Here is an 18,746-nt window from a genome sequence, read left to right as displayed (position 1 = left end):
CTTTTTAGCCCTTCGTTATAGGGTACGAGAAATTTGTTATGCTTGCTGAGTATGTTGAAAGTGCCTATAATTGCCGCTTTTAAAAGAGATGAAATGCATGTGTTTCCCTATAAAGTGAAACTTTAATGGGTGGGGATTTTCTTTCATCCCCACTCATTATTAGTTGAACCAATCGGGTTCTTACTGACTCTTAATTTCCCACTTAAAGATCTTCGATTTTACTTTCCTTTTGAAGTGGGAGTCTTAGCGCCAGTTAGAACGGGATAAATAGGAATAATGACTTTCACGTAAATGTAAAAATCTAAAGCACCAATTCCTTATTGGACACCCTCTACTTTTTATAGCTTCGCTTTTTGATAAACAAGCTGACCACCCATATATGTTTCCTCTACTATCATTTGATGAATGGTAGCTGGGTCGATTTCAAATATATCTTCATCCAACACAATGAAATCAGCATGATACCCTTCTTTTAATTGTCCGATAGCTGGTATTCGTGTGACTTTCTGAGCTACTTCTGTATATAAGTGTATAGCTGTTTGTACATCAATACACTCATCATGCCCAAGATTTGTACCATCATAAGCATTCCGAGTTACAGCCGCTTGAATGGCTACGAATGGATTAACTGGATCAGACCAAGCTGTCGCAGGTGCGTCTGATGAGAAAGCGACTTGCACTCCTTCACTTAACAATGATTGAACAGGATATGCCTTCTGTGTCCTCTCTAATCCAATATTTATTAAATAAGACTCTATTTCTGCAAACTGAAAAATCGGCTGTGTCACCACTGCTATGTTTGCTTCTTTTACCCTTTTTATAGCCTTATCAGTAGGTAGAGCAAAATGCTCAATTCTGATAGAAGGCCCTTCTTCTAACCAACTTTTCGTCTGGAGAAATATATCAATAATCAAATCAATTGCCTGATCACCCATCGCGTGGATTACAAGCTGAATATGATTTTCCTTAGCCGCTTCAGCAGCCTCTAACAATTCTTGCCTAGTTACCATTTGAATTCCACAATTCTCGCCTGTTCCTATATAGGAATCACGTACCCATGCGGTTTGCCCCGACACACTACCATCAGAAAATAATTTAATACCTCCAATGTGAATACGATTATCTCGATTTAATTTATCTAAAGAAATAACAGGATTATCATTGATTTGATTCCATATGTAATACAGTACCGTACGTTGAATCCAACCATTTTCTTTCGCTTGTTCAAATATATTCATATAATCAATCGGCTGTTTAAGTGCCATCAATTCTGTAATCGCTGTAATACCTTTCGATAATAAAACCTTACTTAATTCAACGAGAGCAGCAGCTTCTTCCTCCAATGTTTTTTTAGGCATAATATCTCTTACAAGTTCTTTTGCATTTTCTCTTAAGATACCTGTTGGTTCCCCATCTTTATCACGATCTATTTTTCCACCAAGAGGATCGACGGTATCTTTCGTAATACCAGCTAACTCTAATGCTTTACTATTCACTGATATGATATGTTCACATGATCGTCGGATTACAACAGGAATATCGCTTACAGCTGCATCTATATCCCATCGAGTTGGTGCTCGACCTTCTTTAAGTTTACCCTCATCATAGCCCCAACCTTCAATCCACTCACCTTGTTTTATTTCAAATGACTTCTTATGTATTTGTTCTTTCATTTCTTCTATAGAATTCACGAGTGGTTTTGTACAAGCAACTTGCTTCATACAATTGGCCAAAAGAATTGGATGACAATGTGCATCAATAAAGCCCGGAAGAACTGTTCTTCCCTTTAAATCAATAATTTGTTTGGATGAAGTATCATTTAATTCTTGCTGTTCACCAATCCACTTAATCTTTCCACCTTCTACGATCATCGCACTTGCATATGGTTGTTCCATGTTTGAAGTAAAGATCTTTCCATTTGTAAAAATAATTTGTTTATTATTTTTAGTAAGCATCTTTCTTTCCCCTTCTTATTAAAAAGATTATTTAGAGATAGTTTTCTTAAGAAACATAACTTATACACAATACCCTTTTAACATAACAATAAAGCAATGCGCTTTTTATTTCCTATTATACTCGCCTTTACTTCAAGGATAAAAATGAATATTTATAGTATTTTTGTCTATACAACGTAAAACGTCTACACATAGCATATTGAGGAATACCTCTGAACGCTAGGTTACTTCATTATGCCATGAGCCATGAATAATAAAAATTATAGGTATTCCTTTATTATTGATCTTTCGCTAATGTAAGAAAGGAGAAGTAAGCATGATGCAAACGAAGCAATCGACAGGAGTCTCGCACACTGGATACCATCGTATATTAAAACAGATTGAACTCCTAGAAACATCATTAAATGAGCTATTAAATCGCTTAACAGCATTTCAATCCTATTTACAAACATATGAACCCGATCTATCTAAAAGTGCATTGAATAAAATAAAAAGACAAACCACTGTTGCTGAAGATATTATGTATGAGGTTTTATATGATGTAGCTAAAATTCAATCTTTATCACCAAAGTATTTATCAGATTTTGATCATAAAAAAGCCCTTCAATTAGCTAGGCAAGTGGAAAGTCAAGAAAATACATTAAATCAAATTTCAAAACATTTCAATAATCTTCACAATATAATGCGAGAGCATTCTTATCGTCAAAGAAAAAGACGCTCTGACATGGAAAGTGGAAAGCTACAAAATAAAATATTATTAGAATTAAAAAGAATTCAGTACCTTCCCATCTCTCCAAAATCATCATCTAACATTACTGAAAATCATGGAATAAACCTAGACTTAGATATAGAGACGTTAACAAAAATAGTACTGTTTTTATCTAATTTTTTCAGTATAAGACAGAACGGTAAAGCTAAACAGGATAATGATTCTTCAGATCGTTTAGATATAAACTTAGATGCTGAAACTCTAACAACGATTACAACATTTTTATCCAATTTATTTGATAGCACCCAAAATGAAGATCAGCGAATTGGGCTATTTGGTATGTTGGATTTGAACTTGGATGAAAATGATTATTCATCTATTGAAAAGCTCTTATCACATTACTTTAATAATACAAATGATGGTGATGCTCAAGAAAAAAAGTTTGATTTCAATCTTGACGCTAATAGCATTGAAACACTCGCTAAAACATTTTCTCATTTATTTAAAAACATGAAAGATCCTAATCAAGGGCCACTAGAAGGCTTGTTGGACATCAAACTGGATGCAAAAAGTTTAAAATCCATCACAACGTTTTTACCATATTTTTTCAACAAAACGAATGAAGAGAATCAAAGTAATAATCTATTTAAAATGTTTGAAATTAACCAATTATCAAGCATCACTACATTCATATCTAACATATTTAACAATAGTACTAACGAAGAGAAAGAAAGCGATGGACTGTTTAATATGTTTAACCTGAATTTAGATGCAGAAACGTTAACAAAAGTTGCTCCAAAAATATTTAATATATTTAGTCAGCTTAATAGTGATAGCTCATCAGATGAGGAAGAAGAATTGCAAATAATCGACTCACAATAATAATAAATCATTAGTTTAATATAACGAATCATACTACTATCCGAGAAAAGCAGTGAACTTCTAACGAAGAAACTATTCACTGCTTTTTAAAGTTATACTTCTAACTTTACTCAGTTGAAACGAAGTCACTTATTACTGACTATTTATTAATATTTGTTGTAGCTGCACCCGATAATAATCAATAAAATAAACAATACGATATAAAATACAAATCCACTTCCACCATAACCAGATCCACCACAATAACCTTGTGACATTTTCAACACTCCTATTTCTTTTGTCCCATTAGCCTTTCACAAAATTAAGATATTCTCGAAAACAAAATTTGTTTAGGACAAACATATAAGGAGCTTAGCGGAATTATATATTTGAGTTTATAACCTACTTAAACCATAAAAAATAAAACAAGCAAAGTTAGCCCAAGGTAATCTTTATCTACTGCCTAGCCTATTTATGAGGCTACAATTACATTCCAATGACTAAACTCACGCTCGAAAATGTAGTAGTGTATTGTACAAATTTATTGTTATACAGATCAACCGTCAAGATTTCTAAAAATTTTTTCTATTTTGCATTGACAATGATATTGATAATCATTATCATTTATAAGTGAAGATGATTATCAATTAAACAGCCCAAGGGGGACCAAATGAAAAAAGGAATTATCATACATATACTTCTAGCTTTACTCGTGGTATCTGGATGTTCTCAAAAAACCAGTGTAGAAACGAAAAAAGCAGATTCTAAAACAGAAGCTACAGCTAAGTCTACTGAAATAACAATTACTGACTTTGCTGATCGAAAAGTTACATTTGATAAAGCACCAAGTAATGTCGTTGCGTTGAGCAACGGTGATATGGATATCATTTATGCATTAGGGGGTAAATTGGTTGGTAGACCAACCGCACACGGCAAAAATGCTACTCCTGATCTCCAAGCTGTTGAACAAGTAGGATCTTCACATGAATTCGATTTAGAGAAAATCGCTAATTTGAAAGCAGACGTAGTACTAGGAAGCAATCCTATGAATTTGAAGGATGTAGCTGCGGTAGAAGGAATTGGCTCAAAGATGATACTTACTAATGCAAATTCTATCAAAGATATACAAAAACAAATTCTATTATATGGAGATCTTCTTCAAAAACGTGAGAAAGCAGCAGAGCTAAACAAAAATATTGAGGAAAAGCTTGATGAAATATCTCAAAATCAACCGGGTGAAAAAGTCAGAGTATTATTAATTTATGGTGCACCTGGTACCTATCTAGCTGCCCTCCCTAACTCACTGAGTGGGAATATTCTTGAAACAGTTGGAGGAGAAAATATCGCAGCTGATTATCCAGCTCTTGATCAATACCCACAATATGCACAAATAAGTGCCGAAAGAATTATTGAATCAAATCCACAATATATTTTATTGATGGGTCACGGTAATCCAAAAGAAGTAAGAGAAGGATTTATGAAAGAAATGAAACAAAATGCAGCTTGGAATAATCTTGATGCAGTTAAAAACAATCGTGTAGAAGTACTACCATCAAATCTATTTGGAACAAATCCAGGAACACAAGTAACGGAAGCCATTGACCTATTAGACGGGTTATTGAAATCCGCGAAGCAATAACGATGAATATTCAGCAAAGAACTATAAGAAGAAAATGGGGCATCATCATTACTCCCATTCTGCTTCTAATCGTATCGTTCTATGGAATTACGTATGGTTCGGTTTCAATATCATTATCTGAAATTTGGGACGTATTCACAACAAAACAACAAGCTGTTCACGAAACGATCATTCTTAATTTAAGACTTCCAAGAGTATTGATTGGTTTGTTAGTCGGAGCATGCCTAGCTGTTTCAGGTGCATTACTTCAAGGTGTTATGAGGAATCCTCTTGCAGACCCCGGTATTATTGGTGTCACAACAGGAGGTGGTTTAGCAGCCAGCATCACCATGATTATGCTTCCGCAATTTTCTTATTTGCTACCTGTTGCTGCTTTTATTGGCGCATTGCTAACTTCACTTGTTATATATGCATTAGCTTGGGACAAAGGCGCTTCACCGTTGAAAATTATACTAGCAGGTGTCGCCATCAATGCCCTGTTAGGTGCTGTCCAAAGTGGTGTCATGGTCATTTACAGTGACCGAGTTCAGTCTATTTTACCTTGGTTAGCCGGTGGTCTAAACGGAAGAAGCTGGTATCACTTTGAGTTTATGGCGCCATATGCACTAGCTGGTCTCATACTTTCACTATTCGCTATTAAACCCGCTAACTTGTTGCTCTTAGGTGATGATTCTGCAAAACTTCTTGGTCAAAAAGTAGAATTACAACGTTTACTCATTATCTTATTAGCTTCTCTGTTAGCAGGCACAGCCGTTAGCGTTGCTGGACTAATTGGCTTCGTTGGTTTAGTTGTACCACATGTGATTCGACTCTTAATAGGCGATGATTATCGCTACTTAATTCCTCTCTCAGCAGTTGGAGGTGCGATTTTAGTTGTATTTGCTGATACAATTGCTCGATCTTGGTTCGATCCAATCGAACTTCCAGTGGGTATATTACTAGCAGGATTAGGAGCACCGTTCTTTTTAACTTTATTAAAGCAACGGAGGTTAATTTAATGATAGCAGTTGAAGCGAGAAATATTGCCCATCATGTTGGCGAGTTTGCCTTACAAGATATCAACCTTACGTTTCCAAAAGGACAAGTGACAGCCATTGTTGGACCTAATGGTTCTGGTAAGTCTACTTTCTTAAAAATAGTGGCGCAGCTTCTATCCATTCATGAAGGTGATGTTTTTATTCATAATAAAGCTAGCCGGCACTATAAACAAAAAGAATTTGCTCGCGTTCTATCGATGCTTCCACAATCTAAACAATCGCTTCCTGATTTAACAGTAGAAGAATTGATTTCTTTTGGTCGCTATCCCTATAAAGGTATATTTCAACAGAAATCAAGCGCAAATGACAAAGAGATTATACAGTGGGCGATGAACATTACTGGAACAGTGAAACATCAAGAGAGAATGTTCCACCAACTATCTGGAGGAGAACAGCAAAAGGTTCGTATTGCCATAGCTTTAGCACAACAAACAGATATTATTTTACTTGATGAACCAACAACATTTCTCGATCTTTCTCATCAACTTGATGTTATGGAAATGCTACAGGAAATCAATTTGGAATATGGAATAACCATCGTAATGGTATTGCACGACCTACAACAAGCCGCTACGTATTGTCACAATATGATTGCTATGAAACAAGGCCGTGTAGCTCAAGTAGGTCAGCCAAAACAAATTCTAACATCACAGTTTCTAAAAGACGTCTACGAAATTGAAGCATGTATTAAGTTCGAAGATGATTTTCCAATTATTATTCCAAAACGAAAAGGTGGAGATAAATATGATTATCGTAACAAACAAGTCCAAACTCATTAAAGGAGAAGGACCAACATTAGTCAACCGATTTAATAAAGTTGGTAGAGTAGAAACGATGAAGGGGTTTATCAACCTCGAAGTCCTTCTCACGCAAAACACTGCGGAATATGATGAAGTCACCATCTTAACAAGATGGGAATCAAAAGCTGACTTCCAGGCATGGATGAAGAGTAGCTCGTTTAAAGCTGCTCACGCTAAAGATACCATCCCTGAATTTATAATTGAAAACAAGATTACTTTTTATGATGTAAAAATTATAAGAGAAGCGATCCATACGAATCATTCGTATTCAAATGTGATTGCACATTAATTATTGCCCCCCTATTTCCCTTAATATAGATTGTAAAGCCACTATTCATTTATCCCGTGAATAGTGGCTTTACTGCTACTGCAACTTATTTTTCAACTGTTTAATCCGTTCTGAAAATTCCGGTTCTTCGTGAATAAATTTAAATTCCTCACTTTGTAATACCGTAACAAACATATCTAAAACAGGTAAAGTAAATTGGCCTTTCTGCTCTTCTTCCAATTCATCTAAAAACCAAACATCTTTCACACCTATTGTCATTGCTGTATTTTTATTTTCTATCAAATCAACCATATTACGAAGCGCTGACAAGCATTTCTCCTTTTGTTGATGCTTTGCATAAATTTGCACCAAACTAAGTTGATTACTCATCAACATATTCTTGCCTAAGCCTTCTTGTTCAAAAACCTGGCCAATTCTTGAAGAAAGGCCAATATACCGTTCTGCTAAAGATAGATCGTCTTCTTCATAGGTATGTGCAAGACTAGTAATTGTAGCGTCTAAATCAGTTATTTGTTCAACTAATTGCTTTTGCAATAATACTCTTGCATCCCTTTGCTTACCTGCTTGCTGATAAATATTTGCCATCAACGTTGATGGATTATACTCTGGCATTCTTATTCTTTTTAGCATCTCTAACGATTGGTCGTGCTTTTCAAATACTAAGTATCCAATGCTTAATTGGATGATAGATGCCTCTACAAGCATTATATCGTTACAATTTTCAATAATTTCTTCAAAAATGGAATTGGTCCTTTCAATTATGCCCTTTGTTCGTTCTTCATCATTGGCTAAACTTGAATACGTATTCACTAAAATGGATAAAGAGAACTTTAAGTTATAATTTGGATGATATCTCTTCATATATGAAAAGCACTGTGCAATGCCTTCTTCAAATTGACCATTAATAAATAATTGCTCACACTCTTGATAAATCTTCTTTACCTTATCCTCTGAAATGGTGGTGTTATAGTTTAGCAATTCATCAATTGTAATGTTAAAAAAACTAGCTAAATTTGGAAGTAATGTAATATCTGGATAAGAAGCACTACTTTCCCATTTCGAAACGGCTGCTGTAGATACGCCCATGAAGTTTGCTAACTGTTCTTGTGTTAATTTCTTCTCTTTTCGTAATCGACTTATAACCTCTCCTATTTGTAAACGCTCCATATTAACAACCACTCCCAATAATTTCAATTTATAACTTCATCTTAAGCATAAAGAATCCCTACACTTTGCACAATGGAGTGAAAGTATAGGGATTCTCCTTAAATATTAACTATTGGTTAAAAAATGAAGCCTGGCTACAAGAAAGTATTTAACGTACTACTTTACATTAGCTATTGAATCGATTGTAGAAGCTGTTTCATTTCTTTTAACTGAGCTTGTTGAACTGTAATGATTTTTTGTGCGATCGCTTTTACTTCTTCATTATTGGTATAGTTTAAGATGTTTGAAGCCATATTAATGGCGCCTTCATGATGAGGTATCATTTCTGTTAAGAAATCTTTATCAATGTTACCTGTAGACTCAGCACTCTCCATTGCTTCCATCATCTGTTTATGAGCCGCGTTATACCCTTTTAAATACTCTGCTTCCTTAGTCTTATCAACTTGTGGGTTCTTCTTCAATTTTGCTAACAAAGCTTCCATTTGAGCAATATCTTCTAGCTGCTCTTGTACGATTGCCATAGCGAGCTTTTTCACTTGCTTATTGCTTCCGTATTTTAGCACGTTCTCAGCCATAGATACCGCAGCTTCGTGATGAGGTATCATTTCATATAAAAAATCTAACGAAGGATCACCTGTTTTCGGTACACGATCCATCTTTTCCTTCATAACTTGAAGAATGCTTTTATGATTATCAATATATGCTTGTTCCTTTTCACTTAATTCCGCATACGCTTGCACACTGAATAAGCAAATTATCAAAGTAAGCAAACCTGTAAAAATCTTGCGGATACCACTATTCAACAATATTTTTCCCTCCTAAACATAATCTTCATTTTATTATGTTAGAAGAGTGTTATTTCTATACGAATATTTATCGAATTCTAACTGATATGATGACTTGCACTTCAAAATACAGCTCTTATTTCTTAGCAATATAAACTTTTAATAATTTTCCCTTTATGGTCGTTCTTTTCATAGCATGTAACACAATATCGCCTTTGCCATTTAATATCTCAACAAAAGATGCCTGTTCTTGGATGGTGATAATTCCTATATCATCCGCTGTTACGCCAGGTATTTTAGCAATTGTACCAACAAAATCCACCGCTCTTATTTTCTTTTTCTTACCACCATTGAAATAAAGCTTTGTAATATCTTTATTTAATTCTTCACTTTTCAAGTGTTTAACATCAGGCATTTGTTTCATTTTCTCAATGAAAGTAGGTTTAGCTTGGTCTACTTCTGTTTTAGTGGGAGCCGTTTTTCTTGATATGTTGAAGCCAATATAGTTTTCGACTTGAGCAACTAATTCATTTTCTGAAGGTGTGATCAAGGAAATAGCTATTCCTTTATTCCCAGCACGACCAGTTCTGCCTGTACGGTGAACATAGCTCTCCTTCTCTACGGGAAAATCATAATTGAAGATGTGTGTAATATTGTCTATATCAATACCTCTTGCAGCCACATCAGTAGCGACTAAATAGCGGAAGGCCCCTTTTCTGAAATCATCCATCACCGCAAAGCGATCTTCCTGATACATCCCACCATGCAGTTGATCACAATCGTAATTTAACACATCCAATTCTTCATACAATTCCTTCACACGCTCTTGCGTACGACAGAAAATAATGGCGCTATCAGGGTTTTCAAGGATAGTAAGATCACGAAGCAATGCTAGTTTCTCATCTTCTTCAACAGTATAAAGAACATGGTTAATATTCTCCGTCGTTAATCCTTTTGCTTTTATTTCAATGTAAGTTGGTTCATTCATATAAGAAGAGCAAAGACGCTCAACATCCTCTGGTAAAGTTGCAGAGAATAATGCTGTCATTCTCTCCTTAGGAAGCTGTTCGATAATAGCAGAAACTTGATCAATAAAACCCATATTAAGCATTTCATCACTTTCATCAATTACTAAATATTTTAAAGCCTCTACTTGAAGTGTGCCTTTCTCAATATGATCAAGAACTCGCCCTGGCGTTCCCACCACTACATGTGTTTTTTGTTTTAAATCTAATTTTTGTTTCGCAAATGATTGTTTTCCGTAAATTGCGGCTGCCTTAATTCGTTTGAATCTACCAATATTCGTAAAATCTTCTTTTACTTGAGCTGCGAGCTCTCTCGTTGGTGTTAATACTAAAGCTTGCGGTTTATTCTCTAACCAATCTATCATTTCGCAAATAGGGATTGCATAAGATGCAGTCTTACCACTCCCCGTTTGTGATTTAACTACATGATCTTGTTGTTTTAAGGCAACCGGTATTACTTTGCTTTGTACCTCAGTTGGCTCTTTGTATTGTAAACTTTCTAATGCTCTCAATATTTCCTTGCTCAATGGAAATGAATGAAAAGTAATTGTGCTCATGTTTAACCTCATTTATGTGATTTAATATTTTTATTTCGTTCTCGACTAAGCATAACACGTAAAACTATCAAAACTATTCCCCCGGAAATAAAATTTTCATTTTGTTATATGCTCTAACTCCGTTAAAAAAGATGCCCTTCAAAAATTGTGAACATCTCCTCCTATTCACCTTATGCAAGTTTACAAACATCCACCCACTTCTCTGCTTTTGAATAGGTTTGCAATTCATCACAAGTCAGTTCAATAGCGGAATTGCTACTTCCGCAGGCTGGAAATAACGTATCAAAACGCTTCATTGATTCATCCAAATAGACACGTAAATCACGCTTTAAGCCAAAAGGACAAACACCTCCGACAGCGTGTCCAGTAAACTCTAATACTTCATCCGGATTTAACATCTTTGCCTTATTGCCAAATTCATCTTTATATTTCTTGTTATCAATCTTAGTATCACCTGCTGTTACAACTAAAATAGCACTATCACCATCTTTAAAAGACAGCGTCTTAGCAATTCTAGCAGGAATTACTTCTAGCACCATAGCAGCAAGTTCAACTGTCGCACTTGATTGGTTAAATTCACGAATTTGATCTTGTAAATGAAATTGTTTAAAGTATTCTCTTACATTTTCAATTGCCATTAACCTTTTCATTCCTTTCTTTCATTACCGTATTAACTAAAGATATATGTAAAAATTATACAACAAGAAGAAACGAATGCAAAAAAACTAATTTCTTCTCTAGTAGAGAACCATTACTCTTCCTAATACTCCTTGATTAGAAAAAATTTATAACTACTATTTTTATCTGAACCACCAATAAAGTAAGCGTTTACTATTAGAAATTTTAAATTTTTTTGTATTGACAAAACGAAAATACCGAAGTATTATTCAAATTACTTAAAAAACTTTATAAAAAATAACTTATCCAGAGCGACCGAGGGACTAGGCCCTATGACGTCCGGCAACCCCCAATTTGGGAAGGTGCCAATTCCTGCAGAATGATTTTCATTCTGAAAGATAAGTCGAGATAAAGATATTGTTTCGATGCTTCTTTCAGTTGAAAGGAGCATTTTTTTATTAAAAAAATAGCAACGTGTAAAATCGCACCGGCCCTTTTTGGAGCGGGTGACCCCGCTTAAGAAAAAAGGAGAATATGACATGATTAATATTCAAAATGTTTCGAAGATTTATAAAACAAAGAAAAAAGAGGTAAAAGGAGTCGATGATGTTTCACTAACGATTGAAAAAGGAGACATATACGGAATTGTGGGTTACTCAGGTGCAGGTAAGAGTTCTTTATTACGTTGTATGAATTTATTGGAACGACCAACTTCTGGAACGATTACTGTAGATGGAATTGATTTAACATCCTTAAACTCTCATAAATTAAGACTAGCACGATTAAAAATCGGTATGATCTTTCAACACTTCTACTTAATTAGTCAAATGACCGTGTTCGAGAACATTGCCTTTTCATTAAAAGCAGCTAGAGTTCCTTCTAATGAAATAAATGCTCGTGTGGAAAGTTTACTAGAAATGGTCGGTTTGGCTGATAAGCGCGATGTATATCCAGCCCAACTAAGTGGTGGTCAAAAACAACGTGTAGGAATTGCAAGGGCGCTTGCCAATGATCCAACAGTCTTGCTGTGTGACGAAGCAACTTCGGCTCTTGATCCGACAACAACAAAGTCCATATTAAATCTATTAAAGAAAATAAATAAAGAACTCAATATAACAATCGTATTGATTACCCATGAAATGAACGTAGTGAAGGAAATCTGCAATCGAATGGCTATTATGCAAGATGGAAGAGTCATAGAAGAAGGTTCTGTATACGAGGTATTCGCTAACCCTCAAGCAGCTTTAACGAAGGAATTCATCGAAAGTGTTGTTTCTTTCGATGTTCCAGAAGTTATTCTCAATGAATGTAGAGGAACGATTGTAAAGATTATCTTCAAAGGAACGATTGCAGGAGAAGGCATTATATCTGATACCTTGCAGCAATTTAATGTAAAAGGTAACTTCCTGCATGGTTCGATTGAATATATTCAAGATTTACCTTTAGGCATTTTCATAATGGAACTTAAAGGTAACGAAATAGAAAATGCGCTTCAGTATATTCAAACACGACAAGCGCAAGTGGAGGTGTTACGTAATGGGCTTTGATTTCGCTCATCTAATTGAACTAGTCCCAGATATCAATAAAGCGTTCGGTGAAACCATTTATATGATTGCCCTATCATCTGTAATTGCAGTCATACTCGGTCTACCAATAGGTGTTCTTCTCTACATAACCGATAAAGGGTTGTTTTGGGAAAACCGTGTTTTTCAAAATATCTTAAGCTTTCTAGTCAATTTAATTCGCTCTATTCCATTTATCATATTACTAGTTGCTTTAATTCCATTAACAGAGTTTCTAGTACGTGACACAATTGGACCAACTGCTGCGAGTGTTTCTTTAACAGTGGCTGCCATTCCATTCTTTGCTCGTATTGTGGAAACATCACTTCGAGAAATTGATAAAGGTGTTATAGAAGCTGCCATCGCAGCTGGTGCAACACCATGGATGATTATTAAAGATGTGCTATTACTAGAAGCACGATCTAGCATTATATCAGGTGTTACATTGACATTAATCAGTTTAGTAGGATTCTCTGCTATGGCTGGTGTTGTTGGTGGAGGCGGAATCGGGGACTTAGCGATTCGATTTGGTTATTACCGCTACGATAATACGATAATGATTTCAACTGTTGTTATATTAATTATTTTAGTCCAGTTAATTCAGCTACTTGGCGATTTTATCTCCAAAGCTGTTGATAAAAGATAAAGAAAGTAGGAGACATTCATGAAGAAATGGTACAAAGGCTTTATATTATTACTAGCTATTTTAACAGTTACAGCCCTAGCGGCTTGCGGAAGTGACGATGCATCAAGTGATGGTGCAGAGAAAGATAAGAAAGAAATTAAGTTTGGTGCAACTGCCGGACCATACAGTGACATGGTTAAAGAAGCCATCATTCCTGGCCTGGAAGAAAAAGGCTATATAGTAAAAATCGTTGAATTCAGTGATTATGTTCAACCAAACAAAGCATTAGATAAAGGTGATATTGACGCGAACCTTTTCCAACATAGCATTTACTTAGAAAATTTCATTAAGGAAAACAAAGTAGATTTAGCAGGTCTTATTACAGTTCCTACTGCACCAATGGGTATTTACTCTAACAAATTTAAATCATTAGATGAAATTAAAGATGGCGCGACAATTACAATTCCAAATGATCCGACAAACGCTGCACGTGCATTTACAACATTACAAGATCAAGGCTTAATCAAGATTGATGAAAAAGCAGATATACTAACTGTTTCAGAAAAAGACGTTGTAGAAAACAAGAAAAACTTAAAATTCCAACCTATCGAAGCTGGTCAACTCCCTCGTTCAATTGATAGTGCTGACTTAACTGCTGTTCCTGGTAACTTTGCATTAGCAGCAAAATTCGACTTACTAACTGCATTAGCTCTTGAAAACATGCTTGACCCATTCCGTAATATCATAGCAATCCAAGAGAAAAACAAAGATGCTCAATTTGCTAAAGATATTAAAGAAATAGTAGAATCAGATGCTTTCGAAAAAGTTATCGATGAAAAATTTGAAGGCTTTGGAAAACCTGAATGGATGAAGAAGTAAGAAAAAGATCTAGAAAAGAGTGATGAATATGGAGACTTTTTCAGTTCATGGAGCACCTAGTGAATACATCTTACAAGAAGGAATATTGAACGAATTAGAAGCTAAGCTAAAAGAGCGTGGTTTTCAAAAAGTCTTGATTGTTCAAGGACAGAAGTCATGGCAAGCTGCTATGTCTTTCTTTCCGAAATTCACTAGCGTGTCCTATCAAACTTACATATATAGTGGTGAATGTTCATTAGGTCAGATTGATTTCATTGCCGCATTAGTGAAAGAAAATGGATTTGATGCAGTAATTGGTATAGGTGGTGGAAAAATACTCGATCTAGTCAAAGCTGCTTGTCACGTTTCCCATAAACCATCCGTTCTGATTCCAACGCTAGCATCTAACTGTTCGCCATGGACACCCATTAGTGTCATTTATGATGATCTAGGCACCTTTATTCGATTTGATATTTATCCAACAAGCCCAAGTCTCGTACTTGTTGAACCACGCATTTTGCTACAGGCACCTGTCGACCTTCTCATTGCCGGCATTGGCGATACTCTTGCCAAGTGGTATGAAGCAGATGTACAAATGGCTGGTATTACCAATAAACCTGTAGCATTGCAAATTTCGCATTACGTAGCAAAACAGTGTAAAGATGTAATTATTCAACATGCAAAAGGAGCTATTGAAGCTACGAAAACTGGTATGCTAAACGATGATTTCATCAAAATTACAGAAACGATTATCATGTTAGCCGGCATGGTTGGTGGATTTGGTGATTACTACGGTCGAATCGCAGGGGCACATTCCATTCACAATGGATTGACTATTTTAGAAGATACACATCATGCCTTACATGGTGAGAAAGTGGCATACGGTATACTTGTTCAACTTATATTGGAGAATAAGTGGTCTGAAATTGAGCAGCTATTACCTGTTTATTATGAACTTGGATTACCATGCTCTCTTCACGATTTAGGTGTAACTACTATTAATGAACAAGTCATTGCAAATGTGGCAGACAAAGCCACATCGCCAAATGAGTCTATTCATGTTATGCCGATTGGAACGATTACCAAAGAGCATGTATCAGAAGCAATAACAGCTCTAGAAACCAAACTGGCTATAAATTAAAGAAAAAAAGCTTATCAAAAGACAAACGTCACTTGATAAGCTTTTTTCAATAATAGCTCTATACATAAAAAGTCATTCCATTCATATCTTCTTACTATATCCTCTGTCATCCTATCAACGTTTGCTATAAGATAGAACTAACACTATTTTTGGAGGTTAATATGAATCCACTTACAAAGCATTTAATTGTCATCTCATTCGATTGTCTTTCATCATTAGATTTTTCACGCTTGGAACAACTACCTAACTTTCAAAAACTGTTACAGAAAGCCTCCTATTGTAAGAATGTAGAAACCATCTACCCTTCTGTTACTTATCCTTGTCACGCTACCATTGTAACCGGTAATTTTCCCAAACGTCATAGAATCATAAATAATACACTTCTTCAGCCAGGTAGACCATCACCCGATTGGTACTGGCATCGCAAACATATACAAGGAACAACTTTATACGATGAAGCCAAAAAAGCTGGCATGACAACCGCAGCGCTACTTTGGCCAGTTACAGCAAGGGCGAATATTGATTATAATCTTCCAGAGATTTTTCCAAATCGGCCTTGGCATAACCAAGTTGCTGTTTCATTATGGAATGGAAGCCCACTCTATCTGATTGATTTAGAGAGAAGATTTGGACATATTCGTAATGGTCTCAAACAGCCAGAACTTGATGATTTTGTGTTGGCATCTTCAATTCATACCATTAAAACTAAGAAACCAAACTTGATGCTTATCCATTTCGTGGATCTTGATTCACAACGTCACTATCATGGCTTTGATTCCAAACAAGCACATGATGCTATCAAGCGCCATGATGAACGTCTAGGACAAATTATACAAGCATTGAAAGATAGTAATATATATGACCAATCCACAATCATTGCCTTGGGAGACCATAGTTCCCTTGACGAATCAAAGGTTATTAAACTAAATGTGCTTCTTCAACAACATGGATTGATCACAACAAATGATCAAGGAAAAGTCACAGATTGGAAAGCTTACTGCAAAAGCTGTGATGGTTCTGCTTATATTTATGTAAAAGATGATAAAGATACCAAAACAAAAGCAGCTGTAACGAAGTTAATTCACGATTTGGTTGAAGATGAATCAAATGGAATCGAAAGGATATTGACGAGTGAAGAGGCTGAAGATAGAGGAGCTGATCAACAATCATTTCTCATGCTAGAAGCTCTTCTCGGCTATTATTTCTCTGAACAACTTCAAGGTAATTATATAGATGTGATTACTGAAGACGATGTCATTCAAAAAAAATATACCAAGGCTTGTCACGGTTATAGTCCAGAAAAAGCCGATTATTCAACCGTCTTTATTGCATCGGGTAAAGGTATTCAACCAAATAAAGTCATTCCAACTATGCATTTGACAGATGAAGGACCTACACTTGCTCGTTTACTCGGTTTAAACTTAGGTCAAACCGATGGAAGAGCAATCGATGAAATATTAACTTTGTAAAATTATTTTAAAGTTTCTGAACTAATATGCTACCATACTAGTTTTCTTGTACAATAAAGTGAAACTTTAATCGGGTTCTTACTGGTGCTTAATCTCCCACTTAATCGTCTTCGCTTTTACTCTCGTTTTGAAGTGGGAGTCCTAGCGCCAGTTAGAACGGGATAAAAGTGTATAAATTTTCTAGAGAGGAGCTTATCGATGAAGCATTTTACAAAAGAAGAAAATAGTTGGGTATTCTATGATTGGGGTAACTCTGCGTATTCAATTATCATTACTACCGCAGTGTTTCCCCTCTTCTTTAAAGCTTCAGCAACAGAAGCAGGTATTAGCCCTGCTACATCAACGGCTTACTTAGGTTATACAATTGCCATCTCTACCTTTATATTAGCCATACTTGGACCTGTGTTAGGTACTATTGCAGACTACCAAGATTTCAAGAAAAAATTCTTTTCATTCTTTTTTACAATAGGTATAGCAAGCACTGCTTTACTCGCTTTTATTCCATATGAAAATTGGATGCTATTATTAATCTGTTATACATTAACAGCCATCGGATTCGCAGGTGCTAACGTTTTCTACGATGCCTTTCTCATCGATGTCACATCTGAGAACCGAATGAACAAGATTTCATCCAGAGGGTATAGCTTTGGTTACATTGGTAGCACTATTCCCTTCCTCCTTAGCATTATCATTATTATTCTTGCTCAAAGTAACGTAATCCCCCTTTCATTAACAATAGCTAGTAAAATTTCCTTTCTAATTACCGCTCTTTGGTGGGGATTATTCTCTGTTCCATTGTTTCGAAATGTATCACAACGCTATTATATCGAACGCGAACCAAAGCCTATCATTAATAGCTTTAAACGACTAGGTCAAACGTTCAAAGATATTCGAAAATACCGTGCATTATTTCTCTTCTTAATTGCTTATTTTTTCTACATTGATGGTGTCGGCACCATTATTGCCATGTCTACTGCATATGGCTCCGATTTAGGTCTTAGCGCCACACACCTATTAATTGTTTTGTTCGTTACTCAAGTTGTAGCCGCTCCTTTTGCCATTCTTTACGGAAGGTTAGCAGAGAAATTCACTGGAAAAACCATGCTATATGTAGGTATCTCTATCTATATTATTGTTTGTATCTATGCATTATTTTTAAAAACTACCTTAGATTTCTGGATTTTAGCTATGCTTGTTGCTACATCTCAAGGTGGTATTCAAGCTTTAAGTCGTGCCTATTATGCAAAGCTTGTACCGAGAGAGAAATCAGCCGAATTCTTCGGGTTTTATGCGATTTTCGGTAAGTTCGCTTCCATCATGGGACCCTTACTAGTTGCATTAGCAGCTCAATTTACGGGTAACTCAGCGAATGGCGTTTTTAGTCTGATTGTTCTGTTCGTCATCGGAATAATCGTTTTGGCTTTTGTACCTGAACCGAACAAGGAAGATAAAGCCATTCAAGCTGATTTAAACTAAAGAGTCATTAAAAGAGGCTGTCCAATAAGTGTTATTTACTGTATTTGTTTGATGGGAAAGTAATTCTTTTATTTTTAAGAAGACACATGGGTTTTATCTAGACCGAAAGCGCCAAATATAGGTGTTCTAACATAACAGCCGAGTTTATCTATTTCACGTAAACTACTTCGGAG

The 18,746-nt window shown here is 35.6% G+C and carries 17 protein-coding genes and 1 riboswitch; of the genes, 11 read left to right on the top strand and 6 right to left on the bottom strand.

Features of this window, described 5'->3' with window-relative positions; genetic code table 11:
• Nucleotides 1-338: 338 nt before the first annotated feature.
• Nucleotides 339-1,955, bottom strand: coding sequence for an amidohydrolase (locus tag V7014_RS15885; RefSeq protein ID WP_335508412.1), 1,617 nt, complete (start codon nucleotides 1,953-1,955; stop codon nucleotides 339-341).
• A gap of 316 nt (nucleotides 1,956-2,271) precedes the next feature.
• On the opposite strand from V7014_RS15885, the gene V7014_RS15880 reads away from it, so the two are divergent.
• The gene (locus tag V7014_RS15880) at nucleotides 2,272-3,546 is read left to right on the top strand and encodes a hypothetical protein (protein ID WP_335508411.1); all 1,275 of its coding nucleotides are present in this window, start codon (nucleotides 2,272-2,274) and stop codon (nucleotides 3,544-3,546) included.
• Nucleotides 3,547-3,692: 146 nt separating this feature from the next.
• Here V7014_RS15880 and V7014_RS15875 read toward each other — a convergent pair whose 3' ends face one another.
• A complete protein-coding gene (locus tag V7014_RS15875; protein ID WP_335508410.1) occupies nucleotides 3,693-3,803 on the bottom strand; it encodes a YjcZ family sporulation protein in 111 nt (36 codons plus the stop codon).
• 392 nt (nucleotides 3,804-4,195) lie between these two features.
• Between V7014_RS15875 and V7014_RS15870 the strand changes: the two genes are divergently transcribed.
• Genes V7014_RS15870 through isdG form a run of 4 tightly spaced genes read left to right on the top strand, consistent with a single transcriptional unit; the run spans nucleotide 4,196 to nucleotide 7,290 of the window.
• Nucleotides 4,196-5,164, top strand: a complete 969-nt coding sequence (locus tag V7014_RS15870; RefSeq protein ID WP_335508409.1) for an ABC transporter substrate-binding protein — start codon at nucleotides 4,196-4,198, stop codon at nucleotides 5,162-5,164.
• A gap of 2 nt (nucleotides 5,165-5,166) precedes the next feature.
• Nucleotides 5,167-6,162 carry a FecCD family ABC transporter permease gene (locus tag V7014_RS15865; RefSeq protein WP_335508408.1) on the top strand — a complete coding sequence of 332 codons (996 nt, stop codon included), beginning with the start codon at nucleotides 5,167-5,169 and terminating at the stop codon, nucleotides 6,160-6,162.
• Nucleotides 6,162-6,980 (top strand): ABC transporter ATP-binding protein, encoded by an 819-nt coding sequence (locus tag V7014_RS15860; RefSeq protein WP_335508407.1) that lies wholly within the window; start codon nucleotides 6,162-6,164, stop codon nucleotides 6,978-6,980. Before V7014_RS15865 ends, V7014_RS15860 begins: the two co-directional genes overlap by 1 nt.
• The gene (gene isdG / locus V7014_RS15855; protein ID WP_335508406.1) at nucleotides 6,946-7,290 is read left to right on the top strand and encodes a heme oxygenase; all 345 of its coding nucleotides are present in this window, start codon (nucleotides 6,946-6,948) and stop codon (nucleotides 7,288-7,290) included. Before V7014_RS15860 ends, isdG begins: the two co-directional genes overlap by 35 nt.
• A gap of 75 nt (nucleotides 7,291-7,365) precedes the next feature.
• Here isdG and V7014_RS15850 read toward each other — a convergent pair whose 3' ends face one another.
• The 4 genes from V7014_RS15850 to V7014_RS15835 form a co-directional block, all read right to left on the bottom strand.
• Entirely contained in the window at nucleotides 7,366-8,457 is a 1,092-nt protein-coding gene (locus V7014_RS15850) for a helix-turn-helix domain-containing protein (RefSeq protein ID WP_335508405.1), read from the bottom strand.
• A gap of 170 nt (nucleotides 8,458-8,627) precedes the next feature.
• Entirely contained in the window at nucleotides 8,628-9,263 is a 636-nt protein-coding gene (locus V7014_RS15845) for a DUF305 domain-containing protein (RefSeq protein WP_335508404.1), read from the bottom strand.
• A gap of 115 nt (nucleotides 9,264-9,378) precedes the next feature.
• A complete protein-coding gene (locus tag V7014_RS15840) occupies nucleotides 9,379-10,824 on the bottom strand; it encodes a DEAD/DEAH box helicase (protein WP_335508403.1) in 1,446 nt (481 codons plus the stop codon).
• Nucleotides 10,825-10,994: 170 nt separating this feature from the next.
• Entirely contained in the window at nucleotides 10,995-11,462 is a 468-nt protein-coding gene (locus tag V7014_RS15835; RefSeq protein ID WP_335508402.1) for a YbaK/EbsC family protein, read from the bottom strand.
• Nucleotides 11,463-11,741: 279 nt separating this feature from the next.
• Nucleotides 11,742-11,847: riboswitch (SAM riboswitch) on the top strand.
• Nucleotides 11,848-11,981: 134 nt separating this feature from the next.
• Here V7014_RS15835 and V7014_RS15830 point away from each other — a divergent pair.
• From V7014_RS15830 to V7014_RS15805, 6 genes are all read left to right on the top strand, one after another.
• The gene (locus V7014_RS15830) at nucleotides 11,982-12,989 is read left to right on the top strand and encodes a methionine ABC transporter ATP-binding protein (RefSeq protein WP_335508401.1); all 1,008 of its coding nucleotides are present in this window, start codon (nucleotides 11,982-11,984) and stop codon (nucleotides 12,987-12,989) included.
• Entirely contained in the window at nucleotides 12,979-13,650 is a 672-nt protein-coding gene (locus V7014_RS15825) for a methionine ABC transporter permease (protein WP_335508400.1), read from the top strand. The genes V7014_RS15830 and V7014_RS15825 overlap by 11 nt, the downstream gene beginning before the upstream one ends.
• Nucleotides 13,651-13,668: 18 nt before the next feature.
• Nucleotides 13,669-14,508, top strand: a complete 840-nt coding sequence (locus tag V7014_RS15820) for a MetQ/NlpA family ABC transporter substrate-binding protein (RefSeq protein ID WP_335508399.1) — start codon at nucleotides 13,669-13,671, stop codon at nucleotides 14,506-14,508.
• A gap of 28 nt (nucleotides 14,509-14,536) precedes the next feature.
• The gene (locus tag V7014_RS15815) at nucleotides 14,537-15,628 is read left to right on the top strand and encodes an iron-containing alcohol dehydrogenase family protein (protein ID WP_335508398.1); all 1,092 of its coding nucleotides are present in this window, start codon (nucleotides 14,537-14,539) and stop codon (nucleotides 15,626-15,628) included.
• 161 nt (nucleotides 15,629-15,789) lie between these two features.
• Complete coding sequence (locus V7014_RS15810) at nucleotides 15,790-17,097, top strand: alkaline phosphatase family protein (protein WP_335508397.1); 1,308 nt, start codon at nucleotides 15,790-15,792, stop codon at nucleotides 17,095-17,097.
• A gap of 198 nt (nucleotides 17,098-17,295) precedes the next feature.
• Nucleotides 17,296-18,573, top strand: coding sequence for an MFS transporter (locus V7014_RS15805; protein ID WP_335508396.1), 1,278 nt, complete (start codon nucleotides 17,296-17,298; stop codon nucleotides 18,571-18,573).
• Nucleotides 18,574-18,746 lie beyond the last annotated feature (173 nt).

Origin of the sequence: Bacillus sp. JJ722 (genome assembly GCF_036963345.1) — a bacterium.
Classification (GTDB): domain Bacteria; phylum Bacillota; class Bacilli; order Bacillales; family DSM-1321; genus Bacillus_AD.
Note: the sequence above shows the minus strand (reverse complement) of the source record. Positions and strands in the feature narration are given on the sequence as shown.